This is a genomic window from Pseudomonas fluorescens (assembly GCF_902497745.1).
GTDB classification, from domain to species: domain Bacteria; phylum Pseudomonadota; class Gammaproteobacteria; order Pseudomonadales; family Pseudomonadaceae; genus Aquipseudomonas; species Aquipseudomonas fluorescens_BM.
In genome coordinates this window covers 1-18,782 of record NZ_CABVHJ010000010.1, presented here as the reverse complement: position 1 = coordinate 18,782, position 18,782 = coordinate 1, and the positions used below count along the sequence as shown (strand labels likewise).

15 protein-coding genes and 2 rRNA genes are annotated in these 18,782 nt (G+C 56.6%); 5 read left to right on the top strand and 12 right to left on the bottom strand.

Annotation, left to right across the window (positions count from 1 at the left end):
• Positions 1 to 731: 731 nt before the first annotated feature.
• From flgE to F8N44_RS16630, 6 genes are all read right to left on the bottom strand, one after another.
• Positions 732 to 2,063 (bottom strand): flagellar hook protein FlgE, encoded by a 1,332-nt coding sequence (gene flgE, locus F8N44_RS16655; RefSeq protein WP_150651060.1) that lies wholly within the window; start codon positions 2,061 to 2,063, stop codon positions 732 to 734.
• Positions 2,064 to 2,093: 30 nt separating this feature from the next.
• The gene (gene flgD, locus F8N44_RS16650; RefSeq protein WP_150651059.1) at positions 2,094 to 2,819 is read right to left on the bottom strand and encodes a flagellar hook assembly protein FlgD; all 726 of its coding nucleotides are present in this window, start codon (positions 2,817 to 2,819) and stop codon (positions 2,094 to 2,096) included.
• Positions 2,820 to 2,835: 16 nt separating this feature from the next.
• Complete coding sequence (gene flgC, locus F8N44_RS16645) at positions 2,836 to 3,279, bottom strand: flagellar basal body rod protein FlgC (protein ID WP_003227217.1); 444 nt, start codon at positions 3,277 to 3,279, stop codon at positions 2,836 to 2,838.
• 3 nt (positions 3,280 to 3,282) lie between these two features.
• Positions 3,283 to 3,690 (bottom strand): flagellar basal body rod protein FlgB, encoded by a 408-nt coding sequence (flgB, locus tag F8N44_RS16640; protein ID WP_150651058.1) that lies wholly within the window; start codon positions 3,688 to 3,690, stop codon positions 3,283 to 3,285.
• A 371-nt stretch (positions 3,691 to 4,061) separates the two neighbouring features.
• On the bottom strand, positions 4,062 to 4,889 hold the full coding sequence (cheR, locus tag F8N44_RS16635; protein WP_016983976.1) for a protein-glutamate O-methyltransferase CheR: 828 nt from the start codon (positions 4,887 to 4,889) through the stop codon (positions 4,062 to 4,064).
• Between the two features lie 46 nt (positions 4,890 to 4,935).
• Complete coding sequence (locus tag F8N44_RS16630) at positions 4,936 to 5,868, bottom strand: chemotaxis protein CheV (RefSeq protein WP_007917585.1); 933 nt, start codon at positions 5,866 to 5,868, stop codon at positions 4,936 to 4,938.
• An 82-nt stretch (positions 5,869 to 5,950) separates the two neighbouring features.
• Between F8N44_RS16630 and flgA the strand changes: the two genes are divergently transcribed.
• The 4 genes from flgA (at position 5,951) to F8N44_RS16610 (ending at position 8,538) form a co-directional block, all read left to right on the top strand.
• On the top strand, positions 5,951 to 6,712 hold the full coding sequence (gene flgA / locus F8N44_RS16625) for a flagellar basal body P-ring formation chaperone FlgA (RefSeq protein WP_081265242.1): 762 nt from the start codon (positions 5,951 to 5,953) through the stop codon (positions 6,710 to 6,712).
• 148 nt (positions 6,713 to 6,860) lie between these two features.
• Complete coding sequence (flgM, locus tag F8N44_RS16620) at positions 6,861 to 7,187, top strand: flagellar biosynthesis anti-sigma factor FlgM (protein WP_041074296.1); 327 nt, start codon at positions 6,861 to 6,863, stop codon at positions 7,185 to 7,187.
• A gap of 48 nt (positions 7,188 to 7,235) precedes the next feature.
• Positions 7,236 to 7,703, top strand: a complete 468-nt coding sequence (locus F8N44_RS16615; protein WP_141129898.1) for a flagella synthesis protein FlgN — start codon at positions 7,236 to 7,238, stop codon at positions 7,701 to 7,703.
• Between the two features lie 88 nt (positions 7,704 to 7,791).
• The gene (locus F8N44_RS16610; RefSeq protein ID WP_095123064.1) at positions 7,792 to 8,538 is read left to right on the top strand and encodes a flagellar brake protein; all 747 of its coding nucleotides are present in this window, start codon (positions 7,792 to 7,794) and stop codon (positions 8,536 to 8,538) included.
• A 73-nt stretch (positions 8,539 to 8,611) separates the two neighbouring features.
• On the opposite strand, the gene F8N44_RS16605 is transcribed toward F8N44_RS16610, so the two are convergent.
• The 4 genes from F8N44_RS16605 to F8N44_RS16590 all read right to left on the bottom strand — a co-directional run bounded on the left by F8N44_RS16605 (position 8,612) and on the right by F8N44_RS16590 (position 13,808).
• On the bottom strand, positions 8,612 to 10,003 hold the full coding sequence (locus F8N44_RS16605; protein WP_150651057.1) for an MFS transporter: 1,392 nt from the start codon (positions 10,001 to 10,003) through the stop codon (positions 8,612 to 8,614).
• A 69-nt stretch (positions 10,004 to 10,072) separates the two neighbouring features.
• Complete coding sequence (locus F8N44_RS16600) at positions 10,073 to 11,314, bottom strand: glutamine synthetase family protein (RefSeq protein ID WP_191630910.1); 1,242 nt, start codon at positions 11,312 to 11,314, stop codon at positions 10,073 to 10,075.
• A 200-nt stretch (positions 11,315 to 11,514) separates the two neighbouring features.
• Positions 11,515 to 12,207 carry a sensor histidine kinase gene (locus F8N44_RS16595; RefSeq protein WP_150651055.1) on the bottom strand — a complete coding sequence of 231 codons (693 nt, stop codon included), beginning with the start codon at positions 12,205 to 12,207 and terminating at the stop codon, positions 11,515 to 11,517.
• Positions 12,204 to 13,808 (bottom strand): tetratricopeptide repeat-containing response regulator, encoded by a 1,605-nt coding sequence (locus tag F8N44_RS16590; RefSeq protein ID WP_038369521.1) that lies wholly within the window; start codon positions 13,806 to 13,808, stop codon positions 12,204 to 12,206. Before F8N44_RS16590 ends, F8N44_RS16595 begins: the two co-directional genes overlap by 4 nt.
• A gap of 210 nt (positions 13,809 to 14,018) precedes the next feature.
• Here F8N44_RS16590 and F8N44_RS16585 point away from each other — a divergent pair, with 210 nt between their 5' ends.
• Complete coding sequence (locus F8N44_RS16585) at positions 14,019 to 15,398, top strand: lysozyme inhibitor LprI family protein (RefSeq protein WP_150651054.1); 1,380 nt, start codon at positions 14,019 to 14,021, stop codon at positions 15,396 to 15,398.
• Positions 15,399 to 15,538: 140 nt separating this feature from the next.
• On the opposite strand, the gene rrf is transcribed toward F8N44_RS16585, so the two are convergent.
• A 5S ribosomal RNA gene (gene rrf / locus F8N44_RS16580) occupies positions 15,539 to 15,654 on the bottom strand.
• A 169-nt stretch (positions 15,655 to 15,823) separates the two neighbouring features.
• Positions 15,824 to 18,717 (bottom strand): 23S ribosomal RNA (locus F8N44_RS16575).
• Positions 18,718 to 18,782: the final 65 nt, after the last annotated feature.

Sequence of the window (18,782 nt, the reverse complement as noted above, 5' to 3'; positions counted from 1 at the left end):
TGGCATATCCGTTGCTGCGGGTGACATTTCTGGCAGTTTCGCTTTTACAGCGAGTCACCTTTTCCAAACGCCGAAAAGGTAACCCATAAGGCTTGGCCCCGGCGTACGGCACTTCGCAGAGGCTCAGTGCTCCCTCGCTACGGTGGGGCTGAAGATCAAAAGCCAAATCAAGAGCCCCTCACCCTAGCCCTCTCCCCGAGGGAGAGGGGACTGACCGAGGTGTCTGAGAGAGCTACGCCGACATGAAATACCGAGTCGAACTCAAATTCTGAAAAGCTCACAAATCGGTTCCCTCTCCACGGGGAGAGGGCTGGGGTGAGGGGCAAACCCAACACAAAACCAAAGCCGACCGCACGCTTCTTACCACTCAATACAATGAGCGTTAGCTCGAGTACCGTTCTTGATCTAGAGGGCCCGTCGGCAGGCTGAGTGGGGGGATTGATCCGGGGGTGGGAGCGCAGCGATCGTTTGGCGCAGCCAAATGATCGAGAGGAGGTGCAGCGAAGCAAACCGGAGGCGATGCGCCCGGATCAATCCCGCAGCGAAGAAACCCGAGCCTAAGCGAGGGCCGAACGTCAGGGTAAAGCCTTTTGGGTTACCTTTTCGGCGTTTGTAAGGGCGGAACCCTAATCAGCAACACCCGCAGCAACGGATATGCCGCCAAAACCCAAAACCCACCCACAAAAAAGCCCCTCAAAACGAGGGGCCCCTTTGCACAGCCAAACCCAGAATCAAGTCATCTGAATAATGGTCTGCATAATCGTGCTCTGAGTGGAGATGGTCTTGGCGTTCGCCTGATAGTTGCTCTGGCCCTTGATCAGGTCTACCAGCTCGTTGGTCAGGTTAACGTTCGACTCTTCCAGCGAGTTGGAAACAACCGAACCCAAGGTACCGGTTTCCGGTGCGTCGTAGCCCGGGATACCCGAAGCGAACGTCTCTTTCCAGCTAGTGCCACCGATAGCCTGCAGGCCTTGTTCGTTGGTGAAGCTGGCCAGCGCAACCTGGCCGATGGCCTTGCTCTGGTTGTTGCTGAAGTTGGCGAACAGCGTACCGGTGCCGTCGATGGTCAGGTTGGTGATCTGGCCAGTGGCGTAACCGTCCTGAGTCGGGATCGAACGCGCGGTGTCAGCGTTGAACTGAGTGGTCTTGGCCATGGAGATGGTCACGCCAGCCGGGTTGGCGGCTGCGCCGTTAGGTACAAAGTTACCGTTGACCACGTTGCCCGGCTTCCAATTGGCCAGCTTCAAGTCGCTGCTGATGATCGGATTGGCCGGATCCGCCGGGTTAGGTGTGCTGACCTGAGTCAGATTGCCCGAACTGTCAAACGTCAGTGTCGAAGCAGTTGGAGGCGTCGTGAGTGGATTGCTACCGGTTGCATCCGGATTACGCCCGTCCACCAGGGTGTAAACCTTCCAAGTGTTCTGGCCGGTTTTCACCATGTACTGATCCATGACGTGCGAGTTGCCCTGCGAGTCGTAGATCGGAGTGCTGAAGCTCTTCGTGTACGTCTCAAGCTTGCTCGGATCGAACTTGCCGGCCGCCACTGCGTCGTTGATCACCGGCGCAGTCGAGTTCAAGTTGATGCTCGACGTCACCAGGGAAGTCGATTTCGGCGCCAGGTTCGAGGTATCGATCTTCAGGTCAGTCAACACGCCGTTGATGATCTTGCCGTTGGCGTCCACACCGTAACCCTGCAGGCGCGAGGTGTAATCGGTGTTGGTGATGTAACCGGCGTTGTCGACCTTGAACGTACCGGCACGGGTGTAGGACACCGAGCCGTTGTTGCTCATGGTGAAGAAGCCCGAACCGTTGATGCCCATGTCCAGCACGTTACCGGTGTTGTTGATGTCACCTTGGGTGAACTGCTGGGAAACGTTGGCCAGGCGCACGCCGTTGCCGATCACTTTGCTGCCGCTACCCAGGCGAGTGGCCGAGTAGACATCTTCGAATTCTGCACGGGACGATTTGAAACCGGCGGTCGCGACGTTGGCGATGTTGTTGCCGGTCACGTCCAGTTGTTTGTTGGCTGCATAGAGACCGCTAAGGCCGATATTGAAAGACATATTCCACTCCTTTGTGCCGGTTAGTCGGCTCTATATACCAATGGTTTGTACTTTGGACAGGGCAACGGTGCCCTTGCCGGACAGGTTGAGCATCAGTTCGCCGCCGGTCTGGCTGATCGTCACGCTGGTGACGGTGGCCGGCAGGTACGTCGCCATGTCGGTCGAGGTGCCATTGATCGATGCGTTGGCCTTGACGGTATAAGTACCGGTCTTGACCACATTGCCGTCCTTGTCCTTGCCGTCCCAAGTGAAGCTCGCGGCGCCTGCCGCGCGACTGCCCAGATCGATGGTGCGAACCACCGCGCCGCTGCTGTCGGTAATGCTCACGGTGCCGCCGGCGATCGACGACGGAACGGTGACCGAACCGGTCATGCCTTTGCTCGGATCGTCGAGCTGAACCGAGTTGGTCTGCACGATCACATTGCGACCCACCAGCGACGAAGCCTGCAACGCTTGCGAGGAGTTGTAGTTGCCGGCCAGCGAACTGACCGTGCTGTTCAGCGTGGTGATGCCTTCCAGGCTACTGAACTGGGCCAACTGGGCAACGAATGCGCTGTTGTCCTGCGGATCGAGCGGGTTCTGGTTTTTCAGCTGGGTGACCAGCAATTGCAGGAACGCGTCCTTGCCCAGTGCCTGGCCGCCGGTGGCGCTGTTGGTCGCCGAAGCAATGCCACCTGTGGTCGAACCGGTCTTTTTCGACGAGTTCGCCAGGATGTCATTCATGCTCAAGCTGCTGGTGGTATCGGAAACACTCATGGCCGTCGCCCCCTTATTACTGACCGAGGGTCAGTACCTTCTGCATCATGGTTTTGGCGGTGTTCATCATTTCGGCGTTGGTCTGGAAGGACCGGCTCGCGGAAATCATGTCAGCCATTTCTTCCACCACGTTGACGTTCGGGTAGTAGACGTAGCCTTTGGCGTCAGCCGCCGGATGGTTCGGCTCGTAGCGCGCTTCGAGGTTGCTCTGGTCTTCGACCACACCGAGCACCTGTACGCCTTGACCGGCCGCATCCTGGCTCTGGAACAGCGAGTTGCTGCCGCTGTTCTGGCCACCCTGGAACATGGTGGCGAATACCGGGTGACGGGCGCGATAGGTCTGATCGATGCTCGACGAGACGGTTTCGGCGTTGGCGATGTTCGAAGCCACGGTGTTCAAACGCGTGGTCTGTGCGCTCATGCCGCTGCCGGCAATGTTGAAAACGCTGGACAGGGACATGGCTTACTCTCCGCGCAGGGCTGACACCAGCCCTTTGAATTTGCTGTTGAGCAGGGTGAAGCTGGCCTGGAAGCCGACGGCGTTTTCCGCGTAGTTCGACTGTTCCAGTTGGGCGTCCACGGTGTTCTGGTCGATCGAAGGTTGCATCGGCGTGCGATACATCAGCGATTCGTCGCCGTTGCCCAGGCCTTCAGCTTCGATGTGACGGCTGTTGGTCATGTTCAGGGCGATAGTGCCGTTAGCGTTTTTCTGGGTCTGTGCTTCAAGCACTTTGGAGAACTCCAGATCCCGCGCCTTGTAGTTCGGGGTATCGGCGTTGGCGATGTTGTTGGCCAGCACTTCTGCACGCTGGGCGCGGAAACCCAATGCCTTTTCGTGAATGCCGAGCGCTTTATCGAAGCTGATGCTCATGTCGGGAACCTTCAGGTGACCGGTTTTTCGTAACTGAGCTTTAGCAAGCGCCGTGCCAAACCATAAAACGCCCGTAAACCGGGGCTTTGCGCGACGCCGGCAAAGCGGCAATGCCAGAAAAGCGGCAACCGGTTTCCGCCGGATGCCGCTTTTCTGCCGCTTGCCGTCCTTGCCAGGTCAACGCAGATCCCCTGTGGGAGCGAGCCTGCTCGCGAAGGCGGCGTGTCAGTCGCCAACTGTTTTACTGACAGACCGCTTTCGCGAGCAGGCTCGCTCCCACAGGGGGGTTGTGGTGTTCGTGGGAAATAATTGGGGCATAAAAAAACGGGAGGCCTTTGAGGCCTCCCGTTTTTTTCGTGTTGCAGATGCGGTTATTTCGCCTGGTAAATAATCCCCGGGCTGCACTGAACCATCTGGTAATGGTCCGGCAAACCGTTCAGCGCTTCGGAAGCGCCAAGGAACAGATAACCGCCCGGCTTCAACGTGCTGTGTATACGCAACAGGATGTCTTTCTTCACTTCGGCAGAGAAGTAGATCAACACGTTGCGGCAGAACACGATGTCGAACTTGCCTAGCGCGGCATAGCTGTCGAGCAGGTTGAACGAGCGGAACTCCACGCGGTTCTTGATCGGCGCCTTGATCACCCAGCGCCCCGGCCCTTTCGGGTCGAAGTAGCGCTGCAGACGTTCAGGCGACAAACCGCGACCGATCGCCAGACTGTCGTACTCGCCGGTCTTGCAGTTAGTCAGCATAAGACCGGACAGGTCAGTGGCGACAATCTGCACGCCCATCTTCAACTGGCCAAGATTCGTGCGCTCGAACTCGTCGATCGACATCGACAGCGAGTAAGGTTCCTGGCCCGACGAGCAGGCGGCCGACCAGATCCGCAGACGCTGGTTGGGGCTGGCCTTGATCGCTTCAGGCAGCACCTTGTTCTTCAAGACTTCAAACGGATAGGTGTCACGAAACCACAGGGTTTCGTTAGTCGTCATGGCATCGACCACCTGCTCGCGCAAACCGCTGCGTGGCTGGGTCTGGATGCGCTGAACCAGCTCACCCAGGGACTTGATGCCTTGCTGCTCCATCAGTTTGTTGAGACGGCTCGAGACCAGGTACTGCTTGTTTTCACCGAGCAAAATGCCACAGGCTTTTTCCAGGAAGACCCGGAACTGTTCGAAATCCAAATTACCCGTAGACAATGATGCCGCCTCTTAAATCGTGTTGACCGCCAAGGGCAAAGCGCCCTTAGCTGATATCTGCTGCTTTGATCCGGTCGACTACCCGGGATGCCAGGTCATCAGGGCGGAACTTGGCCAGGAAGTCATCAGCACCGACTTTCTTGACCATCGCCTGATTGAATACCCCGGACAACGAAGTATGCAGGATGATATGAAGCTTTTGCATGCGTGCGTCGCCGCGGATTTCCGCCGTCAGGGTGTACCCGTCCATCTCCGGCATCTCGATGTCGGAAATCATCATCAGGAACTCTTCTTCCGGCTTCTTGCCCTCATCGACCAGCTTGCGCAGGTAATCCAGCGCCTGTTTGCCATCGTTCAGCGCGACCACTTCGACACCGATCGTCTGCAGGCAACGCGTGACCTGCTTGCGCGCTACCGACGAGTCATCGACCGTCAAGACACGCAACGACAGTGCCTTGGTCTGGGTCTCGACATCGACCACGCCCACCGAAATCGCTTCCGGTGTCGGCGCAACTTCCGCCAGCACCTTCTCGACGTCGATGATTTCGACTAACTGATTGTCCACCCGAGTCACAGCGGTCAGGTAATGATCGCGACCCGTGCCCTTGGGCGGTGGATGAATCTCTTCCCAGTTCATGTTGACGATGCGCTCCACCGAGCGGACCAGGAAACCCTGGGTCTTGGTGTTGTACTCCGTGATGATCACGAACGGATTGTTCTTGTCCTTCAACGCTCCGGAACCGGTGGCCATTGCCAGATCCAGGATCGGAATGGTCGCCCCCCGGATATTTGCCACCCCGCACACGACAGGACTGGACTTGGGCATCAACGTCAGCGACGGGCACTGCAACACTTCCCGTACCTTGAACACGTTGATTCCGTAGAGCTGCTGACCGTCAAGACGGAACAACAACAGCTCCAGGCGATTCTGCCCTACCAGTTGCGTGCGCTGGTTCACCGAATCCATTACACCAGCCATGCCCAGACTCCTACACCAACGCCAAGTGTTGTTGCGACGCACATTCATTGCTAAACGGCACGGCGCTTGCTTTTTAACTCGTATGAACGCTCAAACGACATTTTTCCGACACCTGACCTCCCGCGCTCGCAAAAGCCTTTGCGCGATGTCAGCCGTCTGCTGCTTTTTTGCTGGCAGCCCTGCCATTGCTGATGCGGTTACCTTGCCTGACATGCTTATCGGCGTCACTCAGGGCTTTCTTGAGTTCACCGTAGAAGACTATCTGGCCACCAGTCAAACGGAAGGTCGCTACGAAATCGAAGTCAACCAGCTCGACCCGCGTATGCGCATGCCTATGTGCGACAAGGAATTGACAGCGACTTTGGAGAGCCCGGCACGTCCATTGGGCCGGGTCACGGTGAAGGTCCGCTGTGAAGGCGCCTCGCCCTGGACCGTGTTCGTGCCCGCTCAAGTCCGCCTGTTTCGCGAGATTGTGACGACCACACGGCCACTGAAACGCGCAGGGATTATCGAGCCACAGGACGTCACTCTGCGAGAGCGCGACGTGAGCACGATCAACCAAGGCTTTCTGACCTCGGTAGACGAAGCGATCGGGCAGAAATTAACCCGACCAACGGTAGCCGATCAGGTCATTACCCTGGTCCATCTGGAACAGGCCGAAGTGGTTCGCAAGGGCGATCAAGTGGTCATCACCGCACGCAGCGGTACGCTGGCCGTGCGCATGCCCGGTGAAGCACTGGCCAATGGCGGTTTGAAAGAGCAGATCCGCGTGAAAAACCTCAATTCGCAACGGGTCATCAAGGCGCAAGTCACCGCGCCGGGCCAAGTGGAAGTGGCGATGTAGAAAACTGGCGCTGACCCCGGCTGTTCCCTAAACTGTGCCGCAGCAGGACACGCGCCGGCGCATGCAAGGCTCATTGTAAATGTGCCTAAAGTTTTCCAGGGGATGGCCGAAAACATGGCAAGCGTCCAAATTCCCAGAGGTTTTTATCATGGTCATCGATTTCAGCCGTTTGAACAGCTCCTCGTCACTTACGGGCAGTACACGTACCAGCAACGCCAAGGAAACCGCCGAAACCGGTACCTCTGCGCCGCTGAATACCCAGGCCGAAACGGCCGGTACCGCAAAAAGCGGGGAATCGGTACACCTCAGCAATGAGGCTCAACAGTTGCAGAAGGTCACTGACAAGCTGCGCGATCAACCTGCTGTCGACAAAGCCCGTGTGGCCGAGTTGAAAGCCGCGATTGCCGATGGCAGCTATAAAGTCGACAGCAACCGTGTAGCCAGCAAACTGCTCAACTTCGAAGCCCAGCGCTAGGCCTTTGCCGGCGCGAGGCTTTTGGACGCTTAACACCCAAGGCCAGCCATGCACGACACTAATTTATTGCAACTGATCAACGACGACTTTGCTCCAGCTCAACAATTGCTGGAGTTGCTGCAAACCGAATCTCTCGCTTTGCACGGTCGCGACATGCCCCTGCTGGAAGAAATTCTGGCGCACAAACAGGCATTGATCATTCTGCTTGAACAGCATGGCCGCAAACGCAGCGAAATCCTCGCCAGCCTCAACTTGCCGACCGACCGCAGCGGCCTTGCGCAACTGGCTGGCCAGTCGAGCATTGGCGAGCAGTTGTTGACGCAAGGTGACGCATTGACCGATCTGATCGCTCAATGCCAGGCCGCCAACGTCAAGAATGGCCAGTCGATCCAGATCCAGCAGGCCGCCACGGCCAATCAGCTGAAGATCCTCACCGGTGGTGAAGCGCCAGCGCTTTATAACGCCAGCGGTACATTTGCCAAACCCGCCGTACCGCGTCCGCTCAGCCAGGCATGAGCCGTTGATGCGCCAGCTCTATCAACCCGCGGAACATGCTGGCAAAATGCTGGCTAGTCGTCATATTTTGTCTGGAGATTGATAAACCGTGTCCAACGCCCTCAGCGCGGATGATGCTCCGCAGCCCCCTAAGGTGCTTACCACGCCACTGGAAATCTCCAGCAACCTGCGCCAGCTGCAAGAAAGCCACGATCCGCTGATCATCACCTTCCATGAGCGCAGCCAGCGCTTTCAGAGCTACCTGATCAAGGTCGACCGCGACAGTGCTTCGATCGCTCTGGACGAAATGATCCCGCGCGATGGCGAACGCTTTCTGCTGGCCGGTGAGCCGTTCAAGGTCGAAGGTTTTCATGACGGTGTGCGCATTGCCTGGGAATGTACCGGCACGCTGAATATCGAGGAATCCGAAGGCGATCGCTTCTACACCGGCGAGCTACCCACCGAAGTGGTTTACCACCAGCGCCGCAATGCTTTCCGCGCCGCGCTGAAACTGACTGATCTGGTCAGCGTTGAACTGGGCGGGGAAAAGCTCAAGGCGCCAATCAACGGCAAACTGCTGGATATTTCCGCGACCGGCTGCAAGCTGCGCTTCGAAGGCGATATCACTGATCGTCTGCAACTGGGCCAGGTCTATGACCGCCTGATCGCCCCGCCGCTGTTCGGCAACCAGCCGACCTCCGTCGAACTGCGTTATCTGCACTTCGAAGAAAAACTCAACATCACCTTCGCCGGCCTGCGCTTCCACAACATCAGTGGTCAGGCAGCACGCAACGTTGAGCGTTTCGTTTATCAGCTGCAACGTGAAGCACGCCGTTTCGATAAAGACGACATGTGATTCGTAACGGCCAATAAAAAGGGCAGTCCCTGGCGGGACTGCCCTTTTTTATGCGCGGTATTTTTTGTTCAGTTCAAGGTCTGCCGCCACTGAGATCTGGCGCGGTCTTGTCGTTGCCGCTATCCGTTTCAGTTTCTGCCGCAGGCTCTGGTTGTATATCGGGTTCAGACGCAGGTTCGGGATTCGTCGGCGGCTGCACCGGGTCCTGCACCATCTGCTCCTGCACCACCTGCTCGTCTACCCGAGGGTCAAGCGCTGCCACCAGTGGCGAGCTGGACATACTGTCTGGCATGGCCACGTGATGCAGCGGCGCGTCGTCGACCTGATGCAGATTGGTCACCGCTTTCGGCCGGATCCGCCACACCAGCACCAGCGCGAAGAAGCTGAAGAACGCATACAGACTCTGACTGCCAAACAGCTTCATCAGCACACCTGCCAGCAGCGGCCCGATGCTCGCTCCCACCCCATAAGTCACCAACAGCATCGCGGTCAGCGAAACCCGGCGATCACCCTCGACGTGGTCATTGGAGAACGCCACCGCCAGCGGATAAAGACAGAACTGCACCAGCGAACACAAGAAGCCAACGCCGAACAACACCTCCAGCGGCACCTGCGGCAGGATCGCCAATGGCAACGCAGCCAGCGCGAGAAACCCGGCGAAGCAGCGAATCAGCAGCGCCCGATCATAACGGTCGGACAACCAGCCCAACGGCCACTGCACCAACAGCCCGGCAAAGATGCAGCTACCCATGAACAGACCGACCTGCTCGGTCGACAGCCCCTGCTGCGAGGCATACAGCGGCGCCAGACCATAGAACGAACCGATGATCAAACCGGCGCCGAGCACTGTACTCAACGACTGCGGCACACGCTTGATAAAGAACCGTGGCTCCATCGGCGCCGGATGCAAGGGTGCCGGGTGAATACGTCGGGTCAGGGTCACCGGCACCAGACACAATGCAAAGCACAGGGCGACCAGCATCAGCAGTTCCAGGCCGAGGCCCGGGTGCATGACCAGAATCAGTTGACCCAACACCAGGCCCAGATACGAAGCGATCATGTAGCCGCTGAAGACCAGACCGCGCTGATTGGCATCGGCCTGCTCGTTGAGCCAGCTTTCAATCACCATGTATTGGCACATCATGCCCAGACCGACAATGGTCCGTAGCACCAGCCACGCCGGCAGCCAATCGACCAGACCATGGCCAAGCACCGCCGCCCCGACGATCCCGGCACAGGCAGAATAAGCGCGGATATGCCCGACCCGGGCGATCAGCCGGTGGCCGATCTTGCCGCCCAGTACCAGGCCGAAATAGTTGGCCGCCATCAACGCACCGACCCACAATCCGTCGACGTTGTCAGCGGCCAGACGCAGGGCCAGATAAGTGGATAGAAGGCCCGAGCCGATCAACATCATCAGCGAGGCGAAATACAGCGCTCGAAAGGATTTCCAGATTTGGCGCATCGGCGTTCCGAGCGGCTCCTTGCAGTAAAGACCGGGCTACCAAAACGATAGCCCGATGGCGACGGTTCGTCAGGCCTGGGCTGCTAGAACACGCCGTTCCCAGGGAGTGATTTCATCAAAGAAGCTGGTCAACTCCATGGTCTTCGAAGCGATGTAGCCTTCGATGAACTCCTGTCCGAACAGTTCCCTGGCCAATTGACTACGTTTCAGACGTTCGAGGGCGGCGTGCAAAGTACATGGCAACGAAAGATTGTCCGGCACCTCAAACTCGCCCTGAATGGCTTCGCTTGGTTCCAGCTCATGCTCGATCCCATGCAAACCGGCGGCCAGACTGGCGGCGATCGCCAGATACGGATTGGCATCGGCGCCCGGCAAACGATTTTCCACCCGACGCGCGACCGGCGAACTCGCCGGAATGCGCAGCCCGGCCGCACGGTTGTCGTGGGACCAGCAAGCATTGTTCGGCGATGCGTACGGATGACACAGGCGCTGATAGGAATTCACATTGGGTGCAAACAGTGCGGTGAAATCAGCCATGCCTGCCTGCTGACCAGCGATGAAGTGACGGAACATCGCGGTCGGCTCACCGTGCTCGTCACTGAAGACATTCTTGCCGCTGTTGCTGTCGACGATGCTCTGGTGAATGTGCATCGAACTGCCCGGCGTGTGTGCCAGTGGCTTGGCCATGCACACCACGCTCAGGCCATGCTTGAGCGCGACTTCCTTGAGCAGGTGCTTGAAGAGGAACGTCTGGTCGGCGAGCAACAGCGGATCACCGTGCAGCAGATTGATCTCGAACTGGCTGACCCCCATTTCATGCATGAAGGTATCGCGCGGCAAACCGAGAGCCGCCATGCATTTATAGACTTCGTTGAAGAACGGCCGCAGACCGTTATTGGAACTGACACTGAACGCCGACTGGCCATCCTCGCGACGACCATCAAGGCCCACCGGCGGACGGAACGCTTGGGTCGGATCAGTGTTCGGGGCGAAGACAAAGAATTCCAGCTCGGTCGCCACCACGGGTGCCAGGCCGCGCGCGGCGTAACGGGCAATGACCTTCTTGAGCTGGCCACGGGTCGACAGGTTCGAGCTTTCGCCGCTCAGTTCATCGGCATCACAGATGGCCAATGCGCGCGGCTCATCACTCCAGGGCAGCGGATGAATCATCGTGGGTTCGGCCACCAGCGCCAGGTCGCCGTCATCGCTGCCGTAAAAGCGCGCCGCCGGATAACCACCCATGATGCATTGCAGTAGCACTCCCCGCGCCATCTGCAAACGCCGCCCTTCGAGGAAACCCTCGGCGGTCATCACTTTGCCTCGCGGCACGCCGTTCAAATCTGGCGTGACACATTCAATCTCATCAATGCCCGTCAATCGCTGCGCGAGTGAACGCTGGCCATCGGTTGTCATGACGCAATCCTTGTTATTGTGCGAGCCGCGAACGGCGACCCGTACAAAATAGGCTTCGGCTGTTCGGAATATCAAGCAGCGTCAAACAAAAAGGCGCGTCACGGCAGATAAAGGCTGAACACCCCGCCACCGAGCGGTCCGCCATTGCCGATTTCGGTGCGACCTACAACACCGTTGCGCTGATGCAGCGCTGCGATGCGGTTGGCGAAATACAAACCGAGTCCGGTGCTGCCACTGCTGTGATTGATGCCTTGCACGTAATCGGCCTGACGCTCAAGCATCTCGGCCGGGTATCCGTCGCCGTCATCGTTGATGCTCAGCACCAGTTGTCCGGCCTCGTCACTGACGGTGATCAGCAGCGACTCGCGAGCATAACGAATGGCGTTGTTGATGCAGTTACCGAGCACCGAGGCAATCAACTCACGGTCGAAGAACCCCAGCGGACTCAACGGATCGACTTCATACGTGGCGATGATCCCGCGACTGGCAAACACCTCTTGATGCGCCGCCAGTTGCGCCTCGATAAAGTCATCGAGTTCGTGATACGCCGGTTGCAGCGGCATCTGGTTGACACCGAGCTTGTACAGCCCGAGCAACTGCACCAGCATGCCGTTGAGGTGGGCGAACTCGAAGTCGATCACGCCCTGCTCCGTGCCTTGGCGCTGCGCTTCAGGCAAACGCGCAAGCCATTGGCTGTGGGCCTGCATCAACATGGCCAGCGAGTTCTTCATATCGTGGACGGTGGAGGCGATCACCGTAGAAAAATCCAGAGCTTGCTCGTCGTGGTTCATTCGCCAAACGCCTTGCTTTTCAGCTTCTGATAACGCGCAAAACGCGCGTCGGTGTCGGGCATCAGGCCGACCATTTTCAGGCAGGCCCGACATTCTTCCAGCTCCGCCGACGGCACACTGGTGTCAGTGCCGTGGAGCAGCGACTGGGCCATGTTCAGCGCGATACTGATGTTCTTCGGTTGCATCTTCAGCGCCTTGCGGAAGACCTCGCGGGCCTCCACCAGGTTGCCGGTTTTGTACACACGCACGCCCTGACGGTTGAGGTCGGCAGCGGCATTGCTGGAGCTGAGAATAGTCGGGTCATCGGTGAGCTTGGCGATGTCTTTCATCACCGCCGGATCATCGCCGTAGATCTCCGCGCAGCTCTTGAGCATCGAGGTGCCCGCCTCGGCCTGACCGAGCATCTGCAACTGCTTGGCGACCAGCAGCGCCGCCTCCGGACTCATGAATTGCTCCATGCCGTCGAGGCGCATCAACGCTTGTTCGGTGAGCTTGTCGGCGGTTTCCGCATCGTTGAGCAGCAGGCTGGTAGCCTTCATCAGACGCGCTCGAATCTGCAGGCCGGGGTCAGTCGGGTTCTCTTTGGCCACCGCACTGAGTGTGGTGTTGATCTCCAGCCGTGTGCGCGTGTCGAGACCGCGCTCACTGCCCTTGCTGATCAGCGCGTGAGCGAGACCCAGATTGCTTTCCGGGTCCTTGAAGCGCGACTGCGCGCCTTGCGCCACCGCTTGACGATAGGCGCGCGAAGCCGTGTCGAAATCTTCGTTGGTCATCGCCAGTTTGCCCAGCAACGCCTGTCGGCGCACCGCCAACGGTGACAAGCGAATAGCCTCTTCCAGCACCCGCTGCGCGCCTTTGGTGTCACCTTCGGAAACCAGCACGTCGGCCATGCCGTCATACAGCGCCGGCATCATCGGGAACACCTTCAGCGCCTTTTCATAAACGCCTTTGGCCTGGGCAACTTGCCCACGCTTGAACAACAACTTGCCCAGTCCGGCAAATGCCCATGGCAATGGCCGATCAGCAATGATGCTGTCGTAAAGACGCTCCAGCGCTTCGTTCTGGTTCATGTCGCGCAGCGCATCGGCACGATAACGCAGGCACAACGGCGAATAGCGAATGTCCTGCTTGCACAAGGCAATGCAAGCATTGAGCACCTCGACCGGTTTACCACGGTCAAGGGCTTGCAGAATCGGTTTGAGCAACGTCTTGCGCTGCTCCAGACGCTCCAGCCGCTGAGCCAGGCCGGAGCGGTTGAACGGTTTGGTCAGGTACGCATCCGGCTCGTGTTCCAAGGCGCTCAGCACCATCGCCTGGCTGGTCTCGGCGGTGACCATGACGAACACCGCTTCATGGCTGATGAGCTTTTCCGACATCAGGTCTTCAAGGACCTGCTGGCCGTTCTTCTTGCCATCGCCGAGATGGAAATCCTGCAGGATGAAATCGTAGGACTTCTGCGCACACATCTTCAGCGCCTGTTCGCCGGTGTCGGCGGTGTCGACGTCCTTGACCCCAAGCTCACGCAGCATCGAACGCACGGAACTGCGGAAATCCGAGAAATCATCGACGATCAGAAAACTTTTTTGGTGATACGACAGCATCGAAGATTTCCAGGCAATTGAAGTGAGGGCAATTTCAGGCGCGCAGATGATAGCTGGCGGCCAAATGCTATCAAGCGATTTCGCGCGACTTTTAAGTCACCGAATGGGTTATCGGCCAGAGGTGCTGTTCCCTGAAGCCGGCGCTTCAAGATTCCTCGGCTAGCGATTAACCTGCGCGCCGGTTCAACTTTCCACTACAAGGTTTACATCGTGTACATCAAAGGACGCTGCATCACGTCTGTCTGTGCGTTGCTGTTTATACAGCAGGCAATGGCGGCTGGAATGGACTGCACAAAAGCGGCGAATGCCGTCGAAAACACTGTTTGCGCGAACAAGTCTCTGTATGAACTGGATGCGCAGATGGGCGTGGTTTATCGGAGGTTGATGAAGGCTTCTGCAGAAGCGAAACCTGAACTCAAAACCCATCAACGTCTGTGGCTGAACATCCGCGATGAGTGCGCGGAAGATGTTTTTTGCCTCGAACAACGTTATCGCGAGCGCCTGCAAGTATTGCAAACGCAGTGGAAGGACGCACTTGTCTACAAGCCGAATGACATCGACAAACAAGTGCTGGACGATCTGCAAAAACTCATTCAGGCAGAGAGTCAAAGTGATCCGGAATTTGCCTTGGAGCGGACACTCGCCGCTCTATCAACCAAAAGTACGCTGACTACGTTTTACGCAGAGTCGGATGAGGATCAATACTCCGAAACAAACCATTTTCCGAAGACCGTCCCCAAGGGCGTTACTCAGGGTGAGTGGAAAGCTTTACAAGCCACGAACCTGGACGCTGATACCGAACTTGGGCAAACCACATTCAACCTGCTTGATCTTGACGAAGATGGGCAGCGTGATCTGATCGTACAGACGTACTCCGGCGGCACGGGACTGTTCAGCTTCTTCGAAACCTATCGGCGTGATGGTGAACGCTTCATTCGAAGAACCGCTGCGCTTGGCCAGGATTCCGGTGTCGGCAGTTCGCTGTATTCCACCAATGATCGCGGTGCCAATCAGTCAGTGAGCTGGATCAGCATTCGTGGCAAAGTCTACGCCGCCTATAGGGATAGCGCGTACGGCGTGGATACGGTGTATTTGCTCAGCCCGCTGCAAGTCAACGTTGAGGTACCCACGCTTACAGTCAACTACCGTTATCGACTGAGTATTCCTCGCACTCAGCTTAAAGATGACAGCAAGACCACTTACACGTTGAAACCTGAACTTCAACGCGCGCTAGCAAAAGGTCTGGCTACTGTGGGCAAGGATTCAGCGGATACCGGACAAGAAAGAAAACCCATTTGCCCCATTCCTGCGTCAGTAGTGGACGCCGAGGAGTACTACGGTTATGGCGCGGGAAACTACATGATCGAATCTGTCGCCGACTTCCCGGTAGTCATTGGCAGCGAATGCTTTATTGCGAGATTGAACAACCATTTCGGTGCCTACAGCAAGAAAACGGGTTTATACGCGCATATGACGATGCGTAAACCGGGCGCGATCGAACAGGAGCGCGAGTACGAGGTTGATGGTCGCCGCCGCTTTGCTCAGGTCACTGCTTCGATTGGCAAAACTGAAGACGCCGCCGCAGATTAGTCTGCGACATACCCGCATCGATATGCCCCCGACAGGAAGATCCGTCAGGGAGCTTAACGGTTGGCACTGCCTGTCCTGAAACTTTCCTGCGGGCAAAACAAAACCCCAACTGCTTTCGCAATTGGGGTTTCGGAATTTAATCTTGACGATGACCTACTCTCACATGGGGAAACCCCACACTACCATCGGCGATGCATCGTTTCACTGCTGAGTTCGGGATGGGATCAGGTGGTTCCAACGCTCTATGGTCGTCAAGAAATTCGGGTACTGAGTCGTGGCCTTGTGGCCTCGCTTCAGCAAATTGGGTATGTGACAGCTTTCGGTGTTTGTGCTGCTTTTTTAAGTGCAGTCGAACTTTCGGTTCGTTTCGTCTTCACACACCGCAATCTGGTGCCTCTTCAGTTCGCAAATTGCTTGGGTGTTATATGGTCAAGCCTCACGGGCAATTAGTATTGGTTAGCTCAACGCCTCACAGCGCTTACACACCCAACCTATCAACGTCGTAGTCTTCGACGGCCCTTCAGGGAACTCAAGGTTCCAGTGAGATCTCATCTTGAGGCAAGTTTCCCGCTTAGATGCTTTCAGCGGTTATCTTTCCCGAACATAGCTACCCGGCAATGCCACTGGCGTGACAACCGGAACACCAGAGGTTCGTCCACTCCGGTCCTCTCGTACTAGGAGCAGCCCCTCTCAAATCTCAAACGTCCACGGCAGATAGGGACCGAACTGTCTCACGACGTTCTAAACCCAGCTCGCGTACCACTTTAAATGGCGAACAGCCATACCCTTGGGACCGGCTTCAGCCCCAGGATGTGATGAGCCGACATCGAGGTGCCAAACACCGCCGTCGATATGAACTCTTGGGCGGTATCAGCCTGTTATCCCCGGAGTACCTTTTATCCGTTGAGCGATGGCCCTTCCATACAGAACCACCGGATCACTAAGACCTACTTTCGTACCTGCTCGACGTGTCTGTCTCGCAGTCAAGCGCGCTTTTGCCTTTATACTCTACGACCGATTTCCGACCGGTCTGAGCGCACCTTCGTACTCCTCCGTTACTCTTTAGGAGGAGACCGCCCCAGTCAAACTACCCACCATACACTGTCCTCGATCCGGATAACGGACCTGAGTTAGAACCTCAAAGTTGCCAGGGTGGTATTTCAAGGATGGCTCCACGCGAACTGGCGTCCACGCTTCAAAGCCTCCCACCTATCCTACACAAGCAAATTCAAAGTCCAGTGCAAAGCTATAGTAAAGGTTCACGGGGTCTTTCCGTCTAGCCGCGGATACACTGCATCTTCACAGCGATTTCAATTTCACTGAGTCTCGGGTGGAGACAGCGCCGCCATCGTTACGCCATTCGTGCAGGTCGGAACTTACCCGACAAGGAATTTCGCTACCTTAGGACCGTTATAGTTACGGCCGCCGTTTACCGGGGCTTCGATCAAGAGCTTCGCGTTAGCTAACCCCATCAATTAACCTTCCGGCACCGGGCAGGCGTCACACCCTATACGTCCACTTTCGTGTTTGCAGAGTGCTGTGTTTTTAATAAACAGTCGCAGCGGCCTGGTATCTTCGACCGGCATGAGCTTACGGAGCAAGTCCTTCACCCTCACCGGCGCACCTTCTCCCGAAGTTACGGTGCCATTTTGCCTAGTTCCTTCACCCGAGTTCTCTCAAGCGCCTTGGTATTCTCTACCCAACCACCTGTGTCGGTTTGGGGTACGGTTCCTGGTTACCTGAAGCTTAGAAGCTTTTCTTGGAAGCATGGCATCAACCACTTCGTGTTCTAAAAGAACACTCGTCATCAGCTCTCGGCCTTAAGATCCCGGATTTACCTAAGATCTCAGCCTACCACCTTAAACTTGGACAACCAACGCCAAGCTGGCCTAGCCTTCTCCGTCCCTCCATCGCAATAACCAGAAGTACAGGAATATTAACCTGTTTTCCATCGACTACGCTTTTCAGCCTCGCCTTAGGGACCGACTAACCCTGCGTCGATTAACGTTGCGCAGGAAACCTTGGTCTTTCGGCGTGGGTGTTTTTCACACCCATTGTCGTTACTCATGTCAGCATTCGCACTTCTGATACCTCCAGCAAGCTTCTCAACTCACCTTCACAGGCTTACAGAACGCTCCTCTACCGCATCATCCGAAGATGATACCCGTAGCTTCGGTGTATGGTTTGAGCCCCGTTACATCTTCCGCGCAGGCCGACTCGACTAGTGAGCTATTACGCTTTCTTTAAAGGGTGGCTGCTTCTAAGCCAACCTCCTAGCTGTCTAAGCCTTCCCACATCGTTTCCCACTTAACCATAACTTTGGGACCTTAGCTGACGGTCTGGGTTGTTTCCCTTTTCACGACGGACGTTAGCACCCGCCGTGTGTCTCCCATGCTCGGCACTTGTAGGTATTCGGAGTTTGCATCGGTTTGGTAAGTCGGGATGACCCCCTAGCCGAAACAGTGCTCTACCCCCTACAGTGATACATGAGGCGCTACCTAAATAGCTTTCGAGGAGAACCAGCTATCTCCGAGCTTGATTAGCCTTTCACTCCGATCCACAGGTCATCCGCTAACTTTTCAACGGTAGTCGGTTCGGTCCTCCAGTTAGTGTTACCCAACCTTCAACCTGCCCATGGATAGATCGCCCGGTTTCGGGTCTATTCCCAGCGACTAGACGCCCTATTAAGACTCGCTTTCGCTACGCCTCCCCTATTCGGTTAAGCTCGCCACTGAAAATAAGTCGCTGACCCATTATACAAAAGGTACGCAGTCACAGAACAAAGTCTGCTCCCACTGCTTGTACGCATACGGTTTCAGGATCTATTTCACTCCCCTCTCCGGGGTTCTTTTCGCCTTTCCCTCACGGTACTAGTTCACTATCGGTCAGTCAGTAGTATTTAGCCTTGGAGGATGGTCCCCCCATATTCAGACAAAGTTTCTCGTGCTCCGTCCTACTCGATTTCATGACCAAGAGATTTTCGCGTACAGGGCTATCACCCACTATGGCCGCACTTTCCAGAGCGTTCCGCTAATCTCAAAGCCACTTAAGGGCTAGTCCCCGTTCGCTCGCCACTACTAAGGGAATCTCGGTTGATTTCTTTTCCTCAGGGTACTTAGATGTTTCAGTTCCCCTGGTTCGCCTCTTGCACCTATGTATTCAGTACAAGATAACCATCTTATGATGGCTGGGTTCCCCCATTCAGACATCTCCGGATCAAAGTCTGTTTGCCGACTCCCCGAAGCTTTTCGCAGGCTACCACGTCTTTCATCGCCTCTGACTGCCAAGGCATCCACCGTATGCGCTTCTTCACTTGACCATATAACCCCAAGCAATCTGGTTATACTGTGAAGACGACATTCGCCGAAAATTCGAATTTCTCAA

What these genes read in the sequence shown, in the direction of transcription:
- flgB (WP_150651058.1), bottom strand. Translation starts at nt 3,690, where the DNA reads ATGAGCATCAGCTTCGATAAAGCGCTCGGCATTCACGAAAAGGCATTG.
- F8N44_RS16630 (WP_007917585.1), bottom strand. Translation starts at nt 5,868, where the DNA reads ATGGCTGGTGTAATGGATTCGGTGAACCAGCGCACGCAACTGGTAGGG.
- flgD (WP_150651059.1), bottom strand. Translation starts at nt 2,819, where the DNA reads ATGAGTGTTTCCGATACCACCAGCAGCTTGAGCATGAATGACATCCTG.
- F8N44_RS16595 (WP_150651055.1), bottom strand. Translation starts at nt 12,207, where the DNA reads ATGAACCACGACGAGCAAGCTCTGGATTTTTCTACGGTGATCGCCTCC.
- flgA (WP_081265242.1), top strand. Translation starts at nt 5,951, where the DNA reads ATGAACGCTCAAACGACATTTTTCCGACACCTGACCTCCCGCGCTCGC.
- F8N44_RS16605 (WP_150651057.1), bottom strand. Translation starts at nt 10,003, where the DNA reads ATGCGCCAAATCTGGAAATCCTTTCGAGCGCTGTATTTCGCCTCGCTG.
- F8N44_RS16600 (WP_191630910.1), bottom strand. Translation starts at nt 11,314, where the DNA reads ATGACCGCCGAGGGTTTCCTCGAAGGGCGGCGTTTGCAGATGGCGCGG.
- flgC (WP_003227217.1), bottom strand. Translation starts at nt 3,279, where the DNA reads ATGTCCCTGTCCAGCGTTTTCAACATTGCCGGCAGCGGCATGAGCGCA.
- F8N44_RS16615 (WP_141129898.1), top strand. Translation starts at nt 7,236, where the DNA reads ATGCACGACACTAATTTATTGCAACTGATCAACGACGACTTTGCTCCA.
- flgE (WP_150651060.1), bottom strand. Translation starts at nt 2,063, where the DNA reads ATGTCTTTCAATATCGGCCTTAGCGGTCTCTATGCAGCCAACAAACAA.
- F8N44_RS16590 (WP_038369521.1), bottom strand. Translation starts at nt 13,808, where the DNA reads ATGCTGTCGTATCACCAAAAAAGTTTTCTGATCGTCGATGATTTCTCG.
- flgM (WP_041074296.1), top strand. Translation starts at nt 6,861, where the DNA reads ATGGTCATCGATTTCAGCCGTTTGAACAGCTCCTCGTCACTTACGGGC.